General features: G+C 41.3%; 19 protein-coding genes and 2 pseudogenes. 13 read left to right on the plus strand and 8 right to left on the minus strand.

Annotated features, from left to right (window positions below):
• Nucleotides 1-141: 141 nt before the first annotated feature.
• The gene (locus M313_RS0111230; RefSeq protein ID WP_010195194.1) at nucleotides 142-879 is read right to left on the minus strand and encodes a lipase family protein; all 738 of its coding nucleotides are present in this window, start codon (nucleotides 877-879) and stop codon (nucleotides 142-144) included.
• Nucleotides 880-1,032: 153 nt separating this feature from the next.
• Here M313_RS0111230 and M313_RS0111235 point away from each other — a divergent pair, with 153 nt between their 5' ends.
• Nucleotides 1,033-1,458, plus strand: coding sequence for a DUF1801 domain-containing protein (locus M313_RS0111235; RefSeq protein WP_010195196.1), 426 nt, complete (start codon nucleotides 1,033-1,035; stop codon nucleotides 1,456-1,458).
• A gap of 47 nt (nucleotides 1,459-1,505) precedes the next feature.
• Here the strand turns inward: M313_RS0111235 and M313_RS0111240 are convergent, their stop codons facing one another.
• Both M313_RS0111240 and M313_RS0111245 read right to left on the minus strand, forming a co-directional pair.
• Entirely contained in the window at nucleotides 1,506-2,249 is a 744-nt protein-coding gene (locus M313_RS0111240; protein ID WP_010195199.1) for a yteA family sporulation protein, read from the minus strand.
• 111 nt (nucleotides 2,250-2,360) lie between these two features.
• Nucleotides 2,361-3,299: a 1,4-dihydroxy-2-naphthoate polyprenyltransferase gene (locus M313_RS0111245; RefSeq protein WP_010195201.1), complete on the minus strand. Its 939-nt coding sequence runs from the start codon at nucleotides 3,297-3,299 to the stop codon at nucleotides 2,361-2,363.
• Between the two features lie 263 nt (nucleotides 3,300-3,562).
• Between M313_RS0111245 and M313_RS0111250 the strand changes: the two genes are divergently transcribed.
• The 10 genes and pseudogenes from M313_RS0111250 (at nucleotide 3,563) to M313_RS0111295 (ending at nucleotide 15,476) form a co-directional block, all read left to right on the plus strand.
• Nucleotides 3,563-4,957, plus strand: a complete 1,395-nt coding sequence (locus M313_RS0111250) for an isochorismate synthase (protein WP_010195203.1) — start codon at nucleotides 3,563-3,565, stop codon at nucleotides 4,955-4,957.
• Complete coding sequence (menD, locus tag M313_RS0111255; protein ID WP_010195206.1) at nucleotides 4,954-6,726, plus strand: 2-succinyl-5-enolpyruvyl-6-hydroxy-3-cyclohexene-1-carboxylic-acid synthase; 1,773 nt, start codon at nucleotides 4,954-4,956, stop codon at nucleotides 6,724-6,726. Before M313_RS0111250 ends, menD begins: the two co-directional genes overlap by 4 nt.
• A complete protein-coding gene (gene menH, locus M313_RS23410) occupies nucleotides 6,713-7,453 on the plus strand; it encodes a 2-succinyl-6-hydroxy-2,4-cyclohexadiene-1-carboxylate synthase (protein ID WP_326929601.1) in 741 nt (246 codons plus the stop codon). Before menD ends, menH begins: the two co-directional genes overlap by 14 nt.
• A 97-nt stretch (nucleotides 7,454-7,550) precedes the next feature.
• Nucleotides 7,551-8,374: pseudogene (gene menB, locus M313_RS23415) on the plus strand (1,4-dihydroxy-2-naphthoyl-CoA synthase).
• Between the two features lie 98 nt (nucleotides 8,375-8,472).
• Nucleotides 8,473-9,964: pseudogene (locus M313_RS23420) on the plus strand (o-succinylbenzoate--CoA ligase).
• Nucleotides 9,961-11,085, plus strand: coding sequence for an o-succinylbenzoate synthase (menC, locus tag M313_RS0111275; RefSeq protein WP_010195213.1), 1,125 nt, complete (start codon nucleotides 9,961-9,963; stop codon nucleotides 11,083-11,085). Before M313_RS23420 ends, menC begins: the two are co-directional and overlap by 4 nt.
• Nucleotides 11,086-11,495: 410 nt before the next feature.
• Nucleotides 11,496-12,422: a metal ABC transporter solute-binding protein, Zn/Mn family gene (locus M313_RS0111280; RefSeq protein ID WP_010195216.1), complete on the plus strand. Its 927-nt coding sequence runs from the start codon at nucleotides 11,496-11,498 to the stop codon at nucleotides 12,420-12,422.
• A gap of 48 nt (nucleotides 12,423-12,470) precedes the next feature.
• The gene (locus M313_RS0111285) at nucleotides 12,471-13,217 is read left to right on the plus strand and encodes a metal ABC transporter ATP-binding protein (RefSeq protein WP_010195219.1); all 747 of its coding nucleotides are present in this window, start codon (nucleotides 12,471-12,473) and stop codon (nucleotides 13,215-13,217) included.
• 10 nt (nucleotides 13,218-13,227) lie between these two features.
• Nucleotides 13,228-14,583, plus strand: coding sequence for a metal ABC transporter permease (locus M313_RS0111290; protein ID WP_010195221.1), 1,356 nt, complete (start codon nucleotides 13,228-13,230; stop codon nucleotides 14,581-14,583).
• Nucleotides 14,583-15,476: a metal ABC transporter permease gene (locus tag M313_RS0111295; protein WP_010195225.1), complete on the plus strand. Its 894-nt coding sequence runs from the start codon at nucleotides 14,583-14,585 to the stop codon at nucleotides 15,474-15,476. Before M313_RS0111290 ends, M313_RS0111295 begins: the two co-directional genes overlap by 1 nt.
• Before the next feature lie 467 nt (nucleotides 15,477-15,943).
• Here M313_RS0111295 and M313_RS25240 read toward each other — a convergent pair whose 3' ends face one another.
• On the minus strand, nucleotides 15,944-16,099 hold the full coding sequence (locus tag M313_RS25240) for a DUF1540 domain-containing protein (protein WP_010195228.1): 156 nt from the start codon (nucleotides 16,097-16,099) through the stop codon (nucleotides 15,944-15,946).
• Nucleotides 16,100-16,284: 185 nt separating this feature from the next.
• Here M313_RS25240 and M313_RS0111310 point away from each other — a divergent pair, with 185 nt between their 5' ends.
• Nucleotides 16,285-16,569 (plus strand): DUF2325 domain-containing protein, encoded by a 285-nt coding sequence (locus M313_RS0111310; RefSeq protein WP_010195229.1) that lies wholly within the window; start codon nucleotides 16,285-16,287, stop codon nucleotides 16,567-16,569.
• 29 nt (nucleotides 16,570-16,598) lie between these two features.
• On the opposite strand, the gene M313_RS0111315 is transcribed toward M313_RS0111310, so the two are convergent.
• Both M313_RS0111315 and M313_RS0111320 read right to left on the minus strand, forming a co-directional pair.
• Nucleotides 16,599-17,627 (minus strand): cytochrome d ubiquinol oxidase subunit II, encoded by a 1,029-nt coding sequence (locus M313_RS0111315; protein ID WP_010195230.1) that lies wholly within the window; start codon nucleotides 17,625-17,627, stop codon nucleotides 16,599-16,601.
• 14 nt (nucleotides 17,628-17,641) lie between these two features.
• Complete coding sequence (locus tag M313_RS0111320; protein WP_010195231.1) at nucleotides 17,642-18,994, minus strand: cytochrome ubiquinol oxidase subunit I; 1,353 nt, start codon at nucleotides 18,992-18,994, stop codon at nucleotides 17,642-17,644.
• Between the two features lie 252 nt (nucleotides 18,995-19,246).
• Between M313_RS0111320 and M313_RS0111325 the strand changes: the two genes are divergently transcribed.
• A complete protein-coding gene (locus M313_RS0111325; protein WP_010195232.1) occupies nucleotides 19,247-20,203 on the plus strand; it encodes a CobW family GTP-binding protein in 957 nt (318 codons plus the stop codon).
• Nucleotides 20,204-20,253: 50 nt separating this feature from the next.
• Here the strand turns inward: M313_RS0111325 and M313_RS0111330 are convergent, their stop codons facing one another.
• Together M313_RS0111330 and M313_RS0111335 are read right to left on the minus strand one after the other, a co-directional pair.
• Nucleotides 20,254-21,408, minus strand: coding sequence for a metal ABC transporter solute-binding protein, Zn/Mn family (locus tag M313_RS0111330; protein ID WP_010195233.1), 1,155 nt, complete (start codon nucleotides 21,406-21,408; stop codon nucleotides 20,254-20,256).
• 92 nt (nucleotides 21,409-21,500) lie between these two features.
• Nucleotides 21,501-22,685, minus strand: a complete 1,185-nt coding sequence (locus tag M313_RS0111335; RefSeq protein WP_010195238.1) for a GTP-binding protein — start codon at nucleotides 22,683-22,685, stop codon at nucleotides 21,501-21,503.
• Nucleotides 22,686-22,764 lie beyond the last annotated feature (79 nt).

The raw sequence follows: 22,764 nt of genomic DNA on the forward strand, positions 1-22,764 counted from the left end.
AGACCCCACAGGCTTAGCCGAGGAGGCTCCAGCAGCGCCCCTAGGAAAGCGAAGTCATTTGCGGAAAGGAACAGCGGCGATTCACCAATTAACTATAGTTTTAAAAAGGACCGAGCATTTATTGCACGGTTTTTTGTCGTATCAAAACTTTTCCCTCATGGCTTTGATGTATGTTTCGATGCTGTGGTTTTTGATAATGGAGCCTTCTGTTAGTAGGAAGCGGGAGGGGGTCATGGTGTGTTTATAGTGCCAGGTTCTTTTGCTTATGGGTGCTACGACTTTTGTTGGTGGTACAAAAGGGACGAGGTCGGCTAGGTTAACGAATCGGATAGAACCCGGAACATATTCATTGTACAGGTTTGCAAAAGCTTCATTCCCAACACGCGGGGCACCAAAACTATACATATATAGCGAGCTGAAATTTGTATTAACAGCACAATCCAATGAAAATAGGGTGGCAAGTGCTCCTCCTAGACTATGACCGGTGATGAATAACGTCTTGGAGGCGGATAGCTCTTGGTGGAAGCACTTCAACAACTCTTCTCTCATGGACTCATACACCGAAAGGAAACCACCATGTACAAGGAGCTGGTTACCCGAGTCACAATAAGAAAAAGGCTGTTGGAAGATTTCCGCATCAGATATCCAGTCAGGATCTGTTTGGGTGCCGCGGAAGCTGACGATTATTGCGTCTTCTGATTCTAAAATAAACCCGAACCATTCGAGGCTATGAAAAGATACACCTTTGAATTCTTTTACCAAATTAAAGCCTTCAGGTATAGAAAAAATGCCATTTTGATGATACTGGTCATAGGCGAGCTGACAGCATTCTGCTAGGAAAACTGCCCAATCCTTGGAGAAAATATCTCTAGTGTACATATATCATATCCCTCACTTTCATGATAAAGGCCTATGATAATGTATGGACTCGGCAATAAAGTGGTGCTTATTTGATAAAAGGGAAAGGGAAACAAGTAGAAATGTGGAATTAATAAAGAAAGATTTATTAAAGATGGGAGGAGTTAATTCAATATGGGCTATGAATTAAAAACAAAAGAAACGGACAATAGTGTCATTGAATTTATTGAGACGGTGGAAAGTCCTAAAAAGCGGGAGGACGCTTATCGACTGTTAGAAATTTTCACAGAAACAACAGGTTATGAGGCAAAAATGTGGGGGCCAAGCATTATTGGGTTCGGTTCTTATCACTATAAATATCCAACAGGCCATGAAGGAGATTTCATGCTTGTCGGGTTTTCTCCAAGGAAGGCCAAAATAAGTTTATATTTTGCAACAGGTGATTCAAAAAGGGAAGAACTGCTGCAAAAGTTTGGAAAGTATACGACTGGGAAGGCATGTGTGTACATAAATAAAGTGGCGGATATTGACGTGGAGGTACTAAAGGATTTAATCAGGCAGTCTGTGACATTTTTGCAAGAAATGTATCCATCTAAATAAACAAAGGAAACCTAAAAAGCAAAATTGCTTTAAGGTTTCCTTTTTAGTTAATCAGTATAAGGATCTTTTTCATACCCGTGTAAGTCACCGAAGGAAGTCATAATTCCTTCCTCATCAAGGGCATCTTCATAGGCCTCATGTTTGATGGATGGGTATACGGTAACATTTTGACCATACATATCTGTTCCAACAAAGTTTTCGTAATCCTCTACATAGCCTTCATTCTCTTCGCTTTCCACATAGGTGCGGTCGTAATTCTCCACATCATCTGAAAAGTCAGAAGGGCTCTCAGACGTTCCATATCTTTGAACAATTTGCCATGTGTCTTCCGCGTCAAATGCCACGCCTTCTGATTCATCGTATTCAAATCGTCCATAAGGAGGCATCAATACTTTTTCTTCTACAGGACGGTCATGGGATACAACCTGATCTGGACTGTGCTCCTTACAATAGGTAGTGGTAGGGATAGCATCTAAACGATCTTCGTCTATTTCTTTTCCACACACCTCACATACTCCATACGTGCCAGATGCCATGGCTTGAAGTGCATGATTGATGTCTTTCATTTCTTTTTCGGCATGTTCATTTAATGCTAAATCTTTTTCTCTTTCGTACAATTCGGTTCCAAGATCACCTGGGTGGTTATCGTAAGCGGAGAGCTCACTTACTGTTTCATATGGATGTTCCTGTTCCATCTGGTAATGATCATTCTGGTCCAAGTGGGCTTGAAGTGTTTGCTTTGTATCTTCTAATTGTTGTTTTAACTGATTAATTTTATCAGGGGATAACATACAGATAGACTCCTTTCAAATCCTGTCTATTTGTATTATGAGCGTTCATTCTGAAAATCATGATTACCAATTAAAAAAACTGACTCAATCATGAGAGTCAGTTTTTAAAACTTATACAAAGTAACCAATCACAAGTCCGATTCCAAGCAAAAAGCCGAAAATAGTATTCGTTTTTGCGGTTGCCACCATTGCCGGCATCATCGTCACATTACTGTTATTGTTTGTGAAACCTTTAATAGCAGAAAGTGGTTTAGCAACAGATAAGAAAACTAATAATAACCAAAATGACGCGTAACCGAGTGCAATAAAGAGTACAATAAGTGCATAAGACACAATGAACATGGCCGCTAGAAGAAGAATAGCATTTTTTCTGCCAAGTAAAATCGCCACTGTTTTACGGCCATTCTCTTCGTCACCGACAATATCGCGAATGTTATTTGCTAACAAAATGGCTCCGACAAGAATGGAGACCGGGATGGAAATTAACATTGCAGTATCTGAAATGGTACCTGTCTGGATGTAGAAAGAAATAAGAATAATAACAAATCCCATAAAGAATCCTGCTACAATTTCTCCGAATGGGGTATATGCAATAGGGTAGGGACCTCCTGTGTAGAAATACCCTGCTGCCATACAGGCTGTTCCGATGGCGGCCAACCACCATGTGCTATTCATGCAAATATACACTCCTAGCAATGTAGCGATCCCAAAGAACGCGAATGCCAGTTGAAGTACGGTGGCCGGTTTTACCCCGTGCCTTACAATGGCACCGCCGATACCTACTGAATGTTCATTATCGAGTCCCTTTTTATAATCGTAATACTCATTGATCATATTAGTCGCTGCCTGTATTAACAGGCTGGCCAGTAACATGGCAAAAAATAAAGGCCAATCAATGCTGGTGTCATAAAGAGCAAGTGCTGTTCCGATAAATACAGGAACAAACGCCGCAGTTAAAGTATGTGGACGCAGCAGGTTCCACCATACCTTCCATCTTTTTTCTGTAGGTGCTTGAAAGCTTGTCTCTGTTTGAATTGTCTGAGGTTGCATTATGTGACCCCTCCATCTATTATGGCAAAATAAAAAACGAAAACAATACATTATAAATACTATATAAGTGTATGTAAAGGGACAAAAGGTGTCAACGGTTTTTCAGAAGAAACACAGGAAGATTTTACATGTATCTATTATAAGGAAGAAACACGAAAGAAAACGGCTCATTTTGTTGACATAAAAAGGTTTTGAGGTGTATCTTTAAGGAAGCAATTTCGAGACAAAGTCTTGCGGTAACAAGGCCTCGGGGGGAGTCTTACATGATTACAATACCATTTCATCATATAGTGAGTTTATGGGAGGAAGCGAAAGTAAAAGCGGCCTCGATAAACCAGTCGGTCTTAATTAGTTATACTAAAAAAATAGAACAGCAAGATCCCCTGCATTTTTTTCAGAAAAGTGAGCAATTCTTTGAAGGACAAAGGTTCTTTTGGTCAAACCCTGATCATTCGCATATGATGGTCGGTGCAGGTGTGACAGCGGAATTCACTGCAGATGGAGAAGATGACAGGTATCATGCCATTGAAACACAATGGAAGCGTTTTATCCGTCAGGCAATTTGCAACGAAGATACACATTCGGTTGGTCCTGTTATGTATGGAGGCTTTTCCTTTGACCCAAAAAAGGAGAAAACAAAGCTATGGGACCAATTTGCAGACGCGCTATTTATATTACCAACCTTTATGCTTACAAAAGTAGAAGGAAACACCTATATTACCATCAATTATTTGAGTGATTGTGATGAAAGTGTACTGAAAGAATTGGTTCGTCTTGAAGAGGAGCTTTTGAGTGGCTCTTCTATTAAGCATGTTAACACTACTTCCATTGTAAAGTGTCTAGAAATGGATCCAATGGAATGGAAGGAGTCCATCACTAAAGTTACAGAGAAAATAACTGACGGGCAGATGGATAAAGTCGTACTGGCACGAGAGTTGCGAGTCCTATTCCAAGATAAGGTAAAAGTTACACCTGTATTGGCAAACCTGATGGAAGAGCAGGCGAACAGTTATTTATTTACGGTGGAAAGAGGGACCGATTGTTTCCTTGGTGCGACACCTGAACAGTTGGTGAAGAAACAAGGCAAAAAGGTTCAGTCCATGTGTTTAGCAGGATCGATTGCCAGAGGGGAATCTGTCGAAGAAGATGCACAACTAGGCAGCGCTTTACTTACGGATGAGAAAAACATGCATGAACATGACCTTGTAGTGCAAATGATACGTGCTTCGTTAGAAAAAGTTTGTGAAAACGTGCGTACACCATCGGAACCAAATCTTTACAAAATGAAACATATCCAGCATTTACACACTCCTGTAACGGCGAAATCTACCGATGACTGCAGCCTTTCAGGTCTAATAAAACTACTTCATCCAACACCAGCATTAGGTGGATTTCCGCAAGAGATTTCCCTTCAAACAATAAGAGAAGTGGAAAGACTTGATAGAGGTTGGTATGCAGGACCGCTTGGCTGGATGGATTGGAAAGAAGATGGAGAGTTTGTGGTCGCTATACGTTCAGGTTTGCTTCAGGAAAGAGAAGCATCCTTGTTTGCTGGATGTGGAATTGTCGGAGATTCTGACCCTGAAAGCGAATATCAAGAGACACAGATCAAATTCCGTCCAATGTTATCAGCACTAGGGGGCAACTTAACACGATGAATTCAACGAATGACATGACCTATTATCTTGCAGCATTTGTAGATGAATTAGTAAAAAGTGGGCTGGAGGACGCTGTAATAAGCCCGGGTTCTCGTTCCACGCCGATAGCTCTCCTCTTGGCGGAACATCCAATGGTCAATATTACGGTTCTCATTGATGAGCGCTCTGCTGCTTTTTATGCACTAGGCCTCGCAAAGACAAAGAATAAGCCGGTTGCCATTCTTTGTACGTCAGGTACCGCAGCAACCAATTATTACCCTGCCATTGTGGAAGCTCATCAATCCAGAATTCCACTTATTGTCTTAACAGCAGATCGCCCTCATGAGCTGCGTGATGTTGGTGCACCGCAGGCGATTGATCAATTAAAAATGTATGGGGACTATGTGAAATGGTTTGTTGAGATGTCCCTTCCAGAAGATACGAGCAGCATGATCCGCTACGCGAGAACGATGGCGGCTCGAGCTGCGGGTACCTCCCTTAGTGCTCCTAAAGGACCAGTCCACCTTAATTTCCCTTTACGTGAACCTTTGATACCAGACCTTGAAGCAGATGAGCTTTGGTCCAAATACAAAGAAAGTAATGAATCGATCGTGGAGGTAAATGTAGGAGATTATTCCATTTCTGATGATCAGGCTCGTTTTTTTGCCATGCTCATGAGCGAACGAAAAAAAGGAGTTATTGTTTGTGGAGAGATGGCGCAGTCAAAAGTTGAAGCATTTTCTAGTGCGATTACGGAACTCTCCCAAACCTTGCAATATCCAATTTTCGCCGATCCATTATCAGGGTTAAGAACTGGAATGCATGAAAAAGACTGCGTAATAGAAGGCTATGATGCTTTTTTGCGTTCAGATGAAGTGAAAAAGAACCTCGAACCAGAGATCATTATCCGTTTTGGGGCAATGCCAGTATCAAAATTTTTGATGCAATACATAAGCAAGTCTAGTAATGCAATACAAATTGTCGTGGACGGAGAAGGTGGGTGGAGAGATCCCACCCTGCAAGCAAGCTATATGGTTCATGCCGAAGAAACGTTTTTCTGCCATAAGGTATTGGAGAGTTTAACAGCACGAGATGCCTTTAAATGGGTAGATAGAATCAAATCGTTAAATGACGTGACAAAAAAGATACTTTCCGAAGAACAGATGGAAAGCGGGATGTTTGAGGGGAGAATTATTTCAGAACTTCAAGCAATGTTACCTGACAGTTCGGCCATTTTTGTTGGAAACAGTATGCCTATTCGTGATGTGGATACCTTTTTATATAAAGAGGATAAAAAACTTACTGTGCTTGCCAACAGGGGAGCCAATGGGATCGATGGTGTAGTTTCCACTGCACTTGCAGCAAGTAACGCTTACGAAAACCTGGTACTAGTTATTGGCGATTTATCTTTCTATCATGATATGAACGGCCTGCTTGCCGCTAAGCTACTAAAGCTTAATATTACCATTGTGCTTGTAAATAATAATGGTGGGGGAATCTTCTCATTCCTTCCACAGTCAAAAGTGGAAAAGCATTTTGAAGCGTTGTTTGGCACTCCGACAGGTATGAATTTTGAACATGCGGTAAAATTATACGAAGGCGATTACATGAGAGCGGAAGATTGGCCTTCTTTCCAAAAGGCAGTATCATATTCCATTAACAATAAAGGCTTAAAAGTAATCGAAGTTCCGACAAATCGTGCAAAGAATGAAGAGATTCATCGGAAATTGTGGAAAAATGTTTCCCAGGAAATGATTTCGATTATGGAGAAGAAGAATGATGGAGATTAACGGGGTATACTATCATGTAGAGAAAATCGGTGATGGTGCCCACCATGTTCTTATGCTGCACGGTTTTACTGGAAACGGAAGAAGTTTTGAAGACGTAATAGAAGGTTTTGAAAATAGGGAAGACTATACTTTTATATTGGTAGATCAGCTTGGGCATGGAAAAACTGATGCACCGGCTCACCATGAGCGCTATAAAATGGAAAAGATGCTTGTTGACTTGAAATCTATTTTGGATAGATTAAGCATTTCTTCGGTATCTATCTATGGATATTCTATGGGCGGAAGGGTGGCGCTTTCTTTTGCGGTTGCCTATCCCGAGCTGGTATCGAAATTAGTGCTAGAAAGTGCGTCTCCTGGCCTGGAAAAGCTGGAGGACAGGAGCGCAAGGAAAGAAGCGGATGAAAAGCTTGCAGAGAGAATTGAAAAAGACGGGGTGAAATCCTTCGTTGATTTTTGGACAGACATCCCTCTTTTTCAATCACAAAAATCATTGCCTGCAGTAAAACAAGAGTCTATTTATAAGCAACGATTGAATAACTCACCTCTGGGACTTGCCAATAGCTTGCGAGGTCTTGGGACAGGAGTACAACCTTCCAATTGGAGTTACCTTGATAAAATTGAATGTCCTGTACTTTTGGCCGCAGGGGAATGGGATGAAAAGTTTGTCCTTATTGCTCAGGAAATAGAAAAAAAGGATAGAAAAATCAGGTTTTTTCAAAATAAATAGTGCTGGACATGCAATTCATGTGGAACAACCGCGAAAGTTTGGTAAAATAGTAAGTGAGTTTTTATCGAACTAATTTATGTTAGGGAGGAAATAAAACATGGCAAGAGAATGGATAGCAGGACCAAAACAATTTGAAGACATTTTATATGAAACATATAACGGGATCGCGAAAATTACGATCAACCGTCCGGAAGTACATAATGCATTCCGTCCGAAGACAGTAATGGAATTAATTGAAGCGTTCGCGTATGCACGTGACGATTCTAGCGTTGGCGTCATTATTTTAACTGGTGCTGGAGACAAAGCGTTTTGTTCCGGTGGAGACCAAAAAGTACGCGGACATGGTGGTTATGTTGGGGAAGATGAGATTCCTCGCTTGAACGTACTTGACCTTCAACGTCTAATCCGTGTAACACCAAAACCAGTAGTAGCAATGGTTGCAGGCTGGGCAATTGGTGGCGGACATGTATTGCATGTAGTATGTGATCTAACCATTGCTGCTGATAATGCACGCTTTGGACAGACTGGACCTAAAGTGGGAAGCTTTGATGCTGGTTACGGTTCCGGATACCTTGCACGTATTGTTGGGCATAAGAAAAGCTCGTGAAATTTGGTACCTATGCCGTCAATACGATGCGAAAGAAGCATTGGATATGGGGCTAGTGAACACGGTTGTTCCTTTGGAGCGTTTAGAAGATGAAACAGTACAATGGTGTGAAGAAATGTTAGATAACAGTCCGACTGCGCTACGTTTCTTGAAGGCTGCCATGAACGCAGATACAGATGGCTTGGCAGGTATTCAACAGTTCGCTGGAGATGCTACATTATTGTATTACACTACGGAAGAGGCAAAAGAAGGCCGCGATGCTTTTAAAAGAAAAAAGAAAGCCGGACTTTGGACAATTCCCTCGTTTCCCTTAATAATTACACTTTTGGTGTTTGGAGGGCAATCTAAGAGCTTTTGGCTTTTGGATTGCTCTTCTTTTTATGGGAAAATGGTTGTGAGGAGGATTATAGTGATGACAATATTGCCGAACTTTTTAATGAAACGGGGCTGCCTTGACTCCTAATCGTATAGCATTAGAAATGGAAGATAGAACGGTTACTTTTTTAGAGTTATACAGAAATTCATTGAACTTGGCAGGTAAGTTAGTAGAGTTGGGAGTAAAGCGTGGGGACCGGGTTTCTATCTTTATGGCTAACAGCATAGAAATGGTAGAATTGTTGTTTGCGCTGAAAAATATCGGGGCAATCACTGTATTACATAATTTGCGATTAACTTCAAATGAGCTGTCCTATCAAGTTGAGGACGCAGAATCCCGCTTTATTTTGGTCGATGACGAAAGAGAACTAGGGCTGAAGGAAAGTAAAGAGTTTATGGGAACTCAGAAAATCGTGCCTGTTTCAAAGGTTCTCAGGCTAGAAGGCAGTGAAGTGACTTTAGTAAAAGAATTTTCTTTGGAAGAGATTGATACCATTATGTACACAAGTGGTACTACAGGCTTTCCAAAGGGAGTAAAGCAAACCTACGGCAATCACTTTTGGAGTGCTACAGGCTCAGCTTTGAATATGGGATTGCATGAAGAGGACTGCTGGCTATTGGCAGTACCTATTTTTCATATTAGTGGTTTGTCCATCTTAATGAGAAGTGTAATTTATGGGATGAGAGTGATTATCCATAAGCGTTTTGAAGCGGAGGCAGTACATCAGGATTTGATGGAACGGCAAGTTAGCATTGTTTCGGTTGTGACGACTATGCTAAGCGGCTTGTTGGAGCAACTTGGTTCAGAATCTTATCCACCCTCGTTTCGATGCATGCTTGTTGGTGGCGGGCCTGTACCCAAATCGGCTTTGAAAGAGTGCATGAGAAAATCTATTCCTGTCTATCAGACCTATGGCATGACGGAAACCTGCTCACAAATTGTCACCCTCTCGCCTGACTTTTCCATGTCGAAGGTAGGTTCAGCTGGAAAGGCGCTGTTTCCGTGCCAGTTAAAGATAATGCTTGATGGAGTGGAAGTGGGGCCTCTGGAAACAGGTGAAATCGTTGTGAAAGGTCCAAACGTAACCACAGGGTATTTCAACAGGGAAGAGAGCACTTCTGAGGCAATAAAAGATGGATGGCTGTACACTGGGGATTTAGGGTTTTTGGATGAGGACGGTTTTCTATATGTCGTGGACAGACGAAGTGATTTAATCATTTCAGGTGGAGAAAATGTCTATCCTGCAGAGATTGAAGCGCTCCTTGTTTCCCACCCTTCTGTAAAAGACGCAGGGGTTACCGGTATGCCGGATGATCGGTGGGGACAAGTTCCAGTGGCATTTGTTGTTTCCGATGGGGAAAAAGAGCTTTTGGAAGAAGCCTTACTTTCATTTGTGCGCGAGCAGTTGGCAGGCTATAAAATACCTAAAAAAATATATGTGGTGGAACGTTTGCCGAGAAATGCGTCAAATAAGTTAATGCGCAGAGAACTATTGAAAATGTTGCCTGGTGGGGTGGGAGGACATTGACGAAAATTGAGAAGGTTGATTTATTCCTGACATCTATGAAATTAGTTCAACCGTTCCGAACTCACCAGGAAACAGTCACAGATAGAGAGAGCATTTTAGTTAAAGTTACGGATGACAAAGGACACTCTGGGTGGGGAGAAGTGGTTGCATTTTCTTCTCCTTGGTATACAGAGGAAACCATTGAAACTACTTGGCATATGTTGACTGAGTTTTTTATCCCAACAATTATCCGGGGAGAATGGAAGTCGCCGCGAGAAGTGAGCGAAGCTCTTTCTCATTGGAAGCGAAATCAGATGGCCAAGGCCGGCATAGAGATGGCCATGTGGGATCTATTCGCTAAGAGGAAGAGTGTTTCATTGGCTGAGTATATTGGTGGAGTTCGCAAAGAGGTGAAAGCTGGGGTAGTAGTGAGCATGGATTCTCCAGAGAGGATGCTTTCTACCATTGAAAGTAGAATAAAAGAAGGTTATGAACGCATTAAGGTGAAAATAGATCCGGCAAACGACTACGAGATGCTTAAGATTATAAGAGATGCGTTTCCTGATATTGCTTTACTGGTTGATGCAAACTCTGCCTACTCGCTCCAGGATGCGGAGCATCTAAAAAAGTTAGATTCATTAAATCTGCTGATGATAGAACAACCACTTGCCGCGGATGATATTGTGGAGCATACAGAACTGCAAAAGGTTTTATCCACTCCGGTTTGTTTGGATGAGAGTATCGTGAGCCTCCATGATGCAAGAAACGCCGTAAAGCTTGGCAGCTGTAAAGTGATGAGCATTAAAATCGGCAGGGTAGGCGGACTGGCTAACGCGATCGACATCCATGACTTATGTGAGGAGCATGACATTCCTGTCTGGTGTGGAGGAATGTTGGAGACAGGGATTTCGAGAGCCTTTCATATCGCCCTTGCTTCTCTGCCAAACTTTACTATTCCAGGGGATCTTTCTGCCTCAAGCCGTTATTGGGAAAAGGATGTTATTATACCGGAAGTGGTAGTGGAGGATGGCAAAGTAAAGGTACCAGAAGGACCAGGCATCGGCTTTGAAGTGGATGAACCGTTTATAGAACAAATAACTAAACGAAAAGCTACCTTTCATGCAAAGACAAAAGACCACTAAAAAATTCCGACAAAATACTAAATGAACTAACAAGTATACAAAAGGCCCTGCAGCATAGATAACTGCAGGGCCTTTTTACATTAACTTATTTATATTCGACGTGGATAGCCAAATTCCTAGAGGGGTCTGACCCCTTTTTGACCCCTTTTCTTTCTTTTTTTTCACTCTTTTCGAGCTTTTTTGTTCTTGACAAAAGTTTGCTTAGGGTTTAAGTTTTGTATGAGGGCAACTTTTTAGGTTGAGGGTTAAATTACTGTAATTGGTCAAGTTTGAATCACATTTTTATTTTCTTCTGCATAAAGTGGTCTAGGAGTAAGGTAAAAAATGTGTATTTTTTTACCATAAAATTTGCACAAGCGAAACTTTTGTTACTTAGTACAAATACTTGTTTAAAAAGGAGAGATAAAAAAATGAGAAAGTTATTGGGGAGATTGGTCCTGATTGGGGCTATCAGTTTTGGATTGACTGCATGTTCATCAGGGGCTAACAGTGATGAGAAAGAAACTATCCAGGTTACTACAACGATTGCGCAGATTGCTGATATTGTAGAGAACATCGGTGGAGATAAAGTGAAAGTGGAAAGTCTCATGGGGCCAGGGATCGATCCTCACTTGTATAAAGCATCACAAGGGGATTTAAGTAAATTGAATGATGCGGATATTATTTTTTACAATGGGCTTAGACTAGAGGGGAGAATGGGCGAAATCCTGAATAAGATGACAGAAGAAAAACCAACTATTCCTGTAGCTGAGTCTGTTCCAAGCGAATTGCTTCTAAAAGCAGAAGGAGAAACTGACAAAATGGATCCGCATATTTGGTTTGATATCACTTTGTGGTTGTATGCGGTAGAAGAAGTGAGAAATACATTAGTTGAACAAGATGAAGAAAACGCTGCGTATTATGAAAAGAACGCAGAAGCCTATATAAATGAATTGAAAGAATTGGATGCTTATGCAAAAGAACAAATTGCTACAATCCCACCAGAGAGCAGAGTGCTCGTAACAGCTCATGATGCTTTTCAATATTTTGGTGAAGCTTATGATATGGAAGTAACTGGACTGCAAGGATTAAGTACAGATGCAGAGTTTGGGTTGAATGATGTGCGGTCCATTGTAGATTTACTGGTGGAAAGAGATATCAAGGCTGTATTCGTAGAAAGCAGTATTTCTGAAGATTCCATCAATGCAGTAGTGCAAGGTGCAGAAAGCAGAGGGCACACAGTTAAAATTGGTGGGGAATTGTACTCTGATGCGATGGGAGCTGCAGGAACTGAAACGGGAACATATTTAGGAATGTTCCGACATAATATCGAAACAATCGTTAATTCGCTAAAATAAATTATTTTTTAAATTGAAAAAGCAAATTAGAAAGCAAGGTGAACGAATATGGAGCCGGTCAAAATAGAAAATTTAACAGTAGCTTATCATCGTAAACCTGTATTAAAAGAAATTAGTTTCAGCGTACCGGAAGGAAAACTTATCGGGATTATCGGACCGAATGGTGCTGGTAAATCTACATTAATTAAGGCGGCTTTGGAATTAATTCCAAAGGCGTCTGGTACTATATCAATCTATGGAAAATCATACAAATCACAACGTAAATTAATCGGCTATGTGCCACAGCGTGGGTCGGTTGATTGGGACTTTCCAACAAATGCTTTGGATGTTGTCCTGATGGGGAGATACGGTCATATTGGCTGGCTAAAACGGCCGAATAAGAAAGATGTGGAGTTTGCTTTTGAGTGCCTTGATAAAGTGGGAATGAAAGAATATGCCACTCGCCAGATCAGCCAACTTTCGGGTGGTCAGCAACAGCGAGTGTTCTTGGCAAGAGCTCTGGCACAGGACGCAAGTGTATATTTTATGGATGAACCATTTGTCGGGGTGGATGCTGCAACGGAGAAAGCGATCATAACCATTCTTAATGAACTGAAAGCACAAGGAAAAACGGTGCTGGTAGTACATCACGATCTCCAGACAGTGAAGGAGTATTTTGACTGGGTGCTCTTGCTTAATCTCAGGAAAATTGCGATAGGTCCAACAGAAGAAGTATTCACGATGGATAATTTGCAAAAAACGTATGGTGGACGGTTGGCATTTTTAGACCAAAATCATGCCATTGTCGAACAATAGGAGTGACAGTATGGAAACGGTTCTCAATATGCTACAAGATCCGAACGTGCAGTGGGTGCTGCTAGGAACGATACTGCTTGGAATAGCTAGTGGTGTCATCGGAAGTTTCGCTTTATTAAGGAAGCAAAGCCTTCTTGGGGATGCCATGGCACATGCTGCCCTACCGGGTATTTGTATCGCTTTCCTAATATATGGGGCGAAATCAATGTCATGGTTCCTCATTGGCGCATCCATTTCAGGATTAATCGGGACTTATTGTATTCAAGCCATTATTAAACATTCTCGCATTAAAGAAGATACTGCGATTGGTCTCGTTCTCTCAGTGTTTTTTGGCTTCGGTATCGTCCTGTTGACTTACATTCAACAAAATGGGAGTGGAAATCAGGCTGGGCTTGATTCCTTTATTTTCGGGCAAGCGGCAGCGATTGTCGGATTGGATGTTCAAATTATCAGTGTGATTGCCTTTGTGTTGATTTTTATCACGTTCATCCTATTCAAGGAATTGAAGCTGATTACCTTTGACCCTCAATTTGCGCAAGGGATAGGATTACCGACCAAGTGGTTGAATGGGCTGTTGATGACGATGATTGTAGGAGCAGTTGTTATCGGGCTTCAAGCGGTTGGGGTTATTTTAATGGCAGCGATGTTAATTACGCCTGCCATAGCTGCAAGGTATTGGACGGAACGGCTTGATCATATGGTAGTGCTGGCCGGGCTGGTCGGAGGAATTTCTGGAGTTGTTGGGACATTGCTCAGTACACTTTCACGCGGAATGCCAACAGGTCCTTTAATAATTTTGGCAGCAACGGTATTGTTTTTAATCTCCCTTATATTTGGTGCCAAAAAAGGGTTATTGCCTAAAATGGTGAAGCAATGGAAAGTCAAACGCTTAGTAACACGGGAAAATGTTCTGTCAAGTCTGTATGAGTTGAGTGAAACCACCTTGAAAGAGTCAGAAGGGAAAGAAATCGGAAGCTATACCTTCCAACAAGTGGTCGAATTACGTCCTGTGTCCACCCTTACACTGCTCGGGGTGGTAAAGGAATTGAAAAAAGAAGGATTAATAACAGAGGAACAAGTTAATAAACAATTGATGCTAACGGAAAAAGGGATGGAGTTGGCCCATGAAATTGTTCTGAAAAACAGGTTACTGGATATGTATCTGATGTTTGAAAGCAAATTCCCTGTTTCAAACTGGCGAGAGGGAAGCATGGACCTTTTAAATGGACCGAAAGAAATAATTGATGAGCTGCGAGCTTTGCTCAAGGATTTTGGAAGGGAACCTAATGGTTTATTTTTATATAAAAAGAAAAGAAAAATAGGGAAAAAAGGCTTCCATTCTGCAGTAGAAGGGAGTGAAGGCTGATGAGTTATGAAGGGTGGATTATTCTAACTGGATCATTAGTCGGCATTACTTGCGGTCTTACCGGATGTTTTCTTATCCTGAGAAGAATGGCCATGCTTGCAGATGCGATTAGTCATACTGTATTACTTGGTATCGTTGGCGCATACCTAGTCTCAAACAGCTTAGACGGTATTTATATGTTTGCAGGCGCATTAGTTGTTGGGTTATTGACCGCATTTTTCATTCAGCTGCTCCATTCTTCAGGTGTGCAATCGGATGCGGCAATCGGCGTTGTATTTACCTCCCTTTTTGCACTAGGCGTGATTTTAGTCTCTTTATATGCGGGTAGAATCCATTTAGATGTGGATCATGCATTGATGGGGGAAATCGCTTTTGTTCCTTGGGACACATTGACTATTGCAGGTATAGATGTGGGACCGAGGGCAGTTTGGATGCTTGGCGCAGTTCTGATCATTAATCTGGCAATCATTCTGCTTTTTTATAAGGAGTTGAAAATTTGCTCTTTTGATCCTGAAATGGCACTTGCCATTGGGATACCGGTTATGTTCATGCACTATTTATTAATGGGGATGCTCTCCATCACAACGGTTGCATCTTTTGATAGTGTAGGGGCAATTTTAGTTGTCGCGATGCTCATTGCTCCAGGGGCAAGTGCTTATCTCCTGACTGATAAACTGAGTATTATGCTTTTATTAAGTGCTGGTATCGGGGTTGCCTCGGCAGTTCTTGGATATTATGCAGCATCATTGTTCAATGTCTCAATATCAGGCATGATGGCTTCAATGGCTGGGATATTGTTTATTTTAACCTTTTTCTTATCGCCTAAGCACGGATTGGTGATGAAGTGGTTCTTTAGAAGAAGTTTATCGAAGGAAAGCAACGGCCTCCAGTAAATGGGAGCTTTTAAAATATTTGGTATATTATACCGTTGATTTCCGTTCCAGGCGCTTCGCTTGCCTGCGGGCGGTCCGGGAGCCTCCTCACTCCGCTTCAGGGGTCTCCCCTGTCCCTTCCTCCCGCGGGCGTCTGCGCGCCTTCCACTCCAATCAACTAGGTTACTTCATTCAACGTAGGGTTTATGAAGAGAGATTTGAATTAACTACTGAAAAAATAAACTTTTTGTTCATGTAATTTCTAGCTGTGGATTGGAGCAAAAGGCGAAGACTCCTGAGGGAGATAGCGCTAGGTGGAGACCCCGCAGGCGAAGCCGAGGAGGCTCCAGCAGCGCCCCTAGGAAAGCGAAGCCATTTGCGGAAAGGAACGGCGGCGATTAACCAAACAACTAAAGTACTGGTTTTCTTACATAGAAAAGCCCAAGAACTGCCTGCCACGCAGCTCTTGGGCTCTTTGTTTTTTACGATTAATGAGCTGGTTTAAATGTTTTGCAGTCGGTGTCCTTAGAATCGTGTGCAGTGTTCCCTTTATGGCTTACCACATAGATAGCGTCAGCTTGGCAAAGGTTACCTTGGCCCCAATAGTTACAGTTTTCCACTTCACATAAAACTTCTTTTGCCATTGTTACGTCCTCCTTTTTTGTACAGAAGATACATCTCTATTGTTAGCCGTAAAAAAAATTTCATACTTCATTAAAAAAATAGGTATAATTTATAATTTTATTGACAAAGAGAATCATTCTCAATTATTATAAACTTATAAAAGAGAACGATTCTCAATTAAACAATAGAAGGGAAGTAGTATTTTATGGCATCATTAATGGTAGTTGGCGCAGATCATTTAGGAAATATTCAAGAAAAGCTTGTTACACAGGGATTTGAAAATGTCTTACATATTGACGGAAGAAAGGTGCAAGTTGTGAAAAGAAGCATTCCTGAGCATATTGATATTATTTTGGTACTTACTGATTACATCAACCACAATCTTGCTAAAGTGATCAAGCAAAAAGCAAAAGAGAGCAACAAACCTGTTTTCTACTGTAAGCGTTCATGGAGTTCGATCCAGAAAGTTCTTTGTAATTTTTCAAAATAAGAAAAGCCAGGAACATAAAATTCCTGACCTTAGTTTTCGCTTTTGATGTACTTTTCGTCCTTCATAAACAATCGCCAGAAGTAGATAAAGCCTGGAAATAAAATGATAAAACCAACAATATACGTGATGAAGAGCGCCCGAAAGGAAGCAGGGTCTGTAAATGCGTTTTGAATCGTGACATTTGGATAGATGATATAGGGAAGATGTGCTCGTCCGTATGCGTAACTTGCCAAGGCATACTGGATAAAAGCAGAAACAACCCCTAATCTCGGCAGTCCGGTCCATCCATTTTTTCCAGGAATAACAAGAGCCACGCCTGTTACGACAAACATGCCAGCAGAAATGAACAACCAGACAATATAGTCCATCATTCCATTAAAGAGCCATGTTGCTTCATATCGCATGGTAATCATAATTAACAGGGCACCTAATAATGACACTGGCCCCAATATTAAGGCATCTCTTCTATAAATTGCATACGCATGTCTGTCGTTTGCAACTTTAGAAAAGTCTGCAAGCAACAAAGAAGATAAGAACAATGTACTGCTAATTGCAAAAAGGATGAAGGAGAGTGCATTGGGACTTGTTAATAAACGGCCCAGCATTAATGTATCCACACCGTCGATATTATCTACAAAACCGCCATGAGTAATCGGCAATACAAGTATTAAAATGGCCGGTATGATAATACCGCTGATTCCCGAGACATATGTTAAAGGTTTATGGTAATCATCCACAATATGTGAGAACACAAGGAACCCGCTTCGCACGGCAAGCAAAAGAAGAATGATGCTTCCCGGTATTAAGAGCACAGTACCAAGCGTATAGGCAGCGCTAGGAAAGAAACTGTATATCGCCACCACTACGGCTACAACAAATACATTGGTCACTTCCCACGTCGGCGATAAATATCTGTTAGCGATATTGGTGGCATTTGTCTTTTCATTTTTGATATAGAGCATCGACCAAAAGCCTGCACCAAAGTCCATCGTCGCCATGACGGCATAGATGAAAATGAAGCCCCATAGGACGGTTATTGCCAATATTACATCTGTCATGAAGGTAATCCTCCTTATGCTTGAACCCCATTAGATGATGGGGGAATATCGTTCAACTCGTCCTCAACCGGATGGCGCTTGAAGTAATAGCGAAGGACTAGTACAACTGCGACTCCGAGAAGTACATAGATCCCTGCAAATGCGATGAATAATGCGGCAAGGTTTTGGTTGCCAGTTACTGCATCTTCCGTCAACATGATTCGATAGATTACCCACGGTTGTCTACCCGTACATGCAAAGATCCATCCAAATTCAATGGCCATCATGGAAAGTGGGCCTGCAGCTACAAATAGCCACATAAGCCATTTTGGATAGGTTGTTTTTTTGAGAATCTTGCTCCAAAAGAACCCAAACAAAGAGAGCATGATCAACAGAGAACCGATTCCAACCATTGCATTGAAAAGAGTATGGACAAATAATGGTGGCCAATACTCCTCAGGGAAGTCATCGAGACCGACAACAACCGTGTCAAAACGATCATCCGCTAAAAAGCTTAATGCCCATGGTACCTCAATGCCCCATTTTACCTCTTTTGTTTCCCTATCTGTGAATCCTCCAACTGCGAGCGGGGCGTGTGATTGTGTTTCAAAAAGGCCTTCTGCTGCTGCCAACTTTTCTGGTTGATATTGATGCAAAAGTTGCGCAGATTCATGACCGTTAATAGCAGTCATAAACGAAAAGATTCCTCCTACTACAAGCCCCATAATCAGAGCCTTTCGGTGAAATCTATATACTCTTTCATCATGTTTGTTTCTTAACATTTTATAAGCCGCAACGGAGGCAATGACAAACGCACCTGTCATAAATGCGGAGACCGCTACATGTGCAGCTGTCACGACGAAGCTTGGGTTGAAAAAAGCGGCCCATGGGTCGACATCGACAATCTGGCCATTTTCAATTCGGAAGCCTGCGGGTGTTCCTTCGAAGGCATGGACATTCGTTATCAAGACAGCTGATGCAGCCGCACCTATCGTTACAAGTGTCACACTCAAGATTCGCATCCACGGTGAAATGCGGTCTGCTGCATACACGTATATGGAAATGAATAATGCTTCAATGAAAAACGCGTAAATTTCAATTTGAAACGGGAGTGCCATAACTTTTCCAATGACCTCCATGAATCCAGGCCACAAAAGGGAGAGTTGAACTCCAGCGATTGTCCCAGTTGGGATTGCGACTCCAAGTAGCACCGCTTTCGCTTTAGTCCATCTTTTTGCCATAATGGCATATTCTCGATTTTGCGTTTTCTGATACATCAATTCTGCAATTAAAATCATTAACGGAATCCCGACGCCAAGTGTTGCAAATATGATATGAAATCCCATCGTAGTTCCGAACAGTGACCGTGCAATTACTACATCTTCCATTTTGGCTACGTCCCTTCAAGCTGTTATATACGGTTAGAGTCCACATTTTTCCACAAAATATGCATAATTTGCTAAAGAAAAAACGGCACTTACAAATAACCCAGAGCCGGAATGAAATAAGTTGAAAGATAACAGGATTACAGATAAAATAAAAACGTAATGATTACGATTTGTTTTTGGTTTATTTGCTTTTAAGCCAATTGTATAATGGGTATTAAGATAATAAGTAGAAACGTTAGGAGTGCTTAAAAGATGTCTAAAAAGGTACCAGTTTACGTTATAAGCGGATTTTTAGGAAGCGGCAAAACAACCGTGCTTTTACATATGCTAGAACATTTTAAAAATGAAGGATTAAAGCCGGGAATCATTTTAAATGAACTTGGTGATGAGAATGTGGAAAATCATCTTTTTCAGGGAGAGAGAGTGGTGGAGCTTCTTAATGGATGCATCTGCTGTACCATTCAAGACGATTTAAAATCCACGCTTGATCAGTATGTAGGCGAAAAAGTGGACGTATTAATTATTGAAGGTACAGGTGTCGCCAATCCACTGGAAATTAAAGATGTTTTGTTGACACCCATGTATATGGAATATTTTGAATTGCAGTCCATGATCAGTCTTGTGGATGCCAGTCATTATCTCGAGTATCAAAGCTTTTTCAACAGTTCCAAAGCAATACGAGGCCTGTTGAAGGAACAAGTCACATCTGCCCATTTGTTGGTGCTAAATAAAATGGATCTTGTCTCCGAAAAAGAGCTGATTAAAGTGGAGTCCAAACTTGCTGATGAGCTAGAGGACCACGTACCTGTTTATCGGACGAGTTATGGTGAAGTGCCTCTGGAGATTCTTTTGGAAAAGAGAATGCAAATGAGAGAAGTGAGGGTAGAGAAGCATGTGGATGGACATGACCACGATGGCCACCATCATCATCACCACCATATCGAAGCTGTCAAAGTGGCGTTTTCCGAGCCAATCAATCGAGTGGTATTGGAGAAACAATTAAAGAAACTCTCAAAACAGGTGGTAAGGTCTAAAGGGATTGTGCGGCTGGAGGAAACTCCTGGATTATACGAGTTTCAGTATGCTGCTTCTACTTTGGTGTTGAATAGAATCGAGAAAACCGACGTAGAGCCCACTATTATACTGATAGGAAAAGATATTGATGATAGGAAAGTGGAAAGGTTTTGTGAGGCTTTACGGGGAGAATAGAGGAAGTGAAAGAAGGCAGCCCACCAAAGGCTGCCTCTTTCTATATCTATTTAGTTCAACGCCTTCTTCAAAGTCTCTATGTTTTGACGCATCAAGCTGAAGTAATCTTCTTCGTTCTCTACGTCTTCTTCTGTTGCAGCTTCTAGGTTATGCAAAACTAAAGCTTCTGCTTTAATTTCATTTTTCACTACTTCAGCAATCTTGCCGCTGATGTTCTGATCAAAAATAACATACTTGATTTCATTTTCTTTTGCAGTGTTGATAATTTCAGTCAGTTGTTTCTGTGAAGGTTCTTGCGTTGGAGATAAACCAGTCACGCTGATTTGCTCCAATCCATAACGGTTTTCCCAGTAACCGTATGCTGCATGGGAAACTAAAATCTTATTTGTTTTCCCGCTATCTACTGTTTCCTTGAATTCTGCATCTAATTTTTCTAAGTCAGTTTTCAGCGTTTCAAAGTTTGCTTCAAAATCTTCTTTTGCTTCTGGTTTTAATTCAACTAGTGCATTTTTAACATTTTCAGCAAGTGTGATAGAAAGAGTAGGGTCTAACCATACATGAGGGTCTCCATCAGCGTGATCGTGCTCTTCATGTCCTTCTTCTTCATGCTCGTGATCGTGCTCTTCCTCGTGAGCTTCTTCCTCATGCTCATGATCGTGCTCATCCTCATGAGCTTCTTCTTCATGCTCGTGGTCGTGCTCTTCCTCGTGAGCTTCTTCCTCATGCTCATGATCGTGCTCTTCCTCATGAGCTTCTTCTTCATGTTCATGATCGTGCTCTTCTTCATGAGCTTCTTCCTCATGCTCGTGATTATGCTCTTCCTCATGACTATCTTCTTCACCGCGTAACTCAATTCCATCTCCTGCGGCAACAATAGTGACATCTTCATTTTCTAGGACGCCTTTAGCCTTATCTGCAAAACCTTCCGCACCTACTCCTGAGTAGATGAAAGCATCAGCAGAAGCCATTTCACTCATTGTTTTAGTAGATGGCTCAAAAGTATGTGCATCTGCACCTGCAGGAAAGACAGACTTTACATCAACATGATCGCCGCCAATTTTCTTTGTAAAGTCCTCCAAAGGGAAGATGGTTGTATAGACGGTCAATTTTTCACTGCCGTCAGAAGCCTTATTATCTGAATTACATCCAACTAGGAATGTAAAAACTACTAGCATCATTGCGATAAAAATAGATTTAGTTTTCATGATTTTCTCCTCTCATTTTGTATCCCAACACATTATATCGTAACTATTACGATTTGAGAACTGAAAAGATTAATGTTATAAAATTTTTACAATTACTCTACGATAAAAGCGGGAACAGGATCTGCAAGCTCATACCAATCCTCATTCATTTCTTTTTCAGTTAAAAGACAGGTGTCTAAAGAGCGTTCAATCTGCTTTTGTTCCATTTCAATGCCAATGAAGACAAGTTCTGTCATTCTGTCTCCGTATGTTTCATCCCATCTTTCTAGCAATTCCGGTTCTTCTTTTAATGTTTGTTTTTTCTCCTCTTCACTGTAACTTGCGACCCATTCACCAGCACCTTGAATCATAATAGATGCACCAGCTTGCGAAATCAATCCAGCCATATCATTTCTTGAAGCAAGCCAGAAGAATCCTTTGGCTCGGACAATCTCGCCAGGCCAATTATCTAGCCAAGCTTTAAATCGCTCTGGATGAAATGGTTTTCGGCGACGATATACGAAGGAGGAAATTCCGTATTCTTCGGTTTCAGGAGTGTGCTCTTCGTTCAGTTCTTTAATCCAGCCGGCAGCTTGGCTCGCTTTCTCAAAATCGAAAAGCATGGTGTTTAAAATAGCTTCTAATTCCACTTGGCTGTTTACCGTTTGAATAATTTTTGCCTCAGGATTCAATTTCTTCAATAGTGCCTCTAATTCCACTACATATTCTGGTTCTAGTAAATCAGTTTTATTTAATAATAGAATATCTGCAAATTCAATCTGGTCAATTAATAGGTCGGAAATTTCACGGATATCTGTTTCATCTGTTCCCTGTTTGCGATCTAGAAGGCTTTCACCTGATTGATAGTCATCATAGAAACGGAAACCGTCTACTACGGTAATCATCGCATCCAAGCGGCACTTTTCTGTGAGGTCAATATTGAACTCCTCATCTAAGTATGTAAAAGTCTGGGCAACGGGAATTGGTTCACTGATTCCTGAAGACTCAATAACGATATAGTCAATGTTGCCTTCATCAACAAGGCGCTCCACTTCCTTCATTAGGTCTTCTCGCAATGTACAACAGATACAGCCGTTTTGCATTTCTATCAACTTTTCTTCGGTTCTGGAAAACCCACCTTGTTTTATAAGTGCGGCGTCTACATTTACTTCACTCATATCGTTAACGATTACAGCAATTTTCAAACCTTCTCTATTAGATAAAATATGATTTAACAGGGTTGTTTTTCCTGCACCAAGGTAACCGCTCAGCACTGTTACAGGTATCTTCTTTTTCATAAAATAAAACTTCCTTTCTTGTTTAAAGCGTAACCTTTACGATTTACATTTAAAATAGTACTAAAAACCTAAAAATAAA

Origin of the sequence: Bacillus sp. m3-13 (assembly GCF_000175075.1) — a bacterium.
Taxonomy (GTDB): domain Bacteria; phylum Bacillota; class Bacilli; order Bacillales; family Bacillaceae_I; genus Sutcliffiella_A; species Sutcliffiella_A horikoshii_C.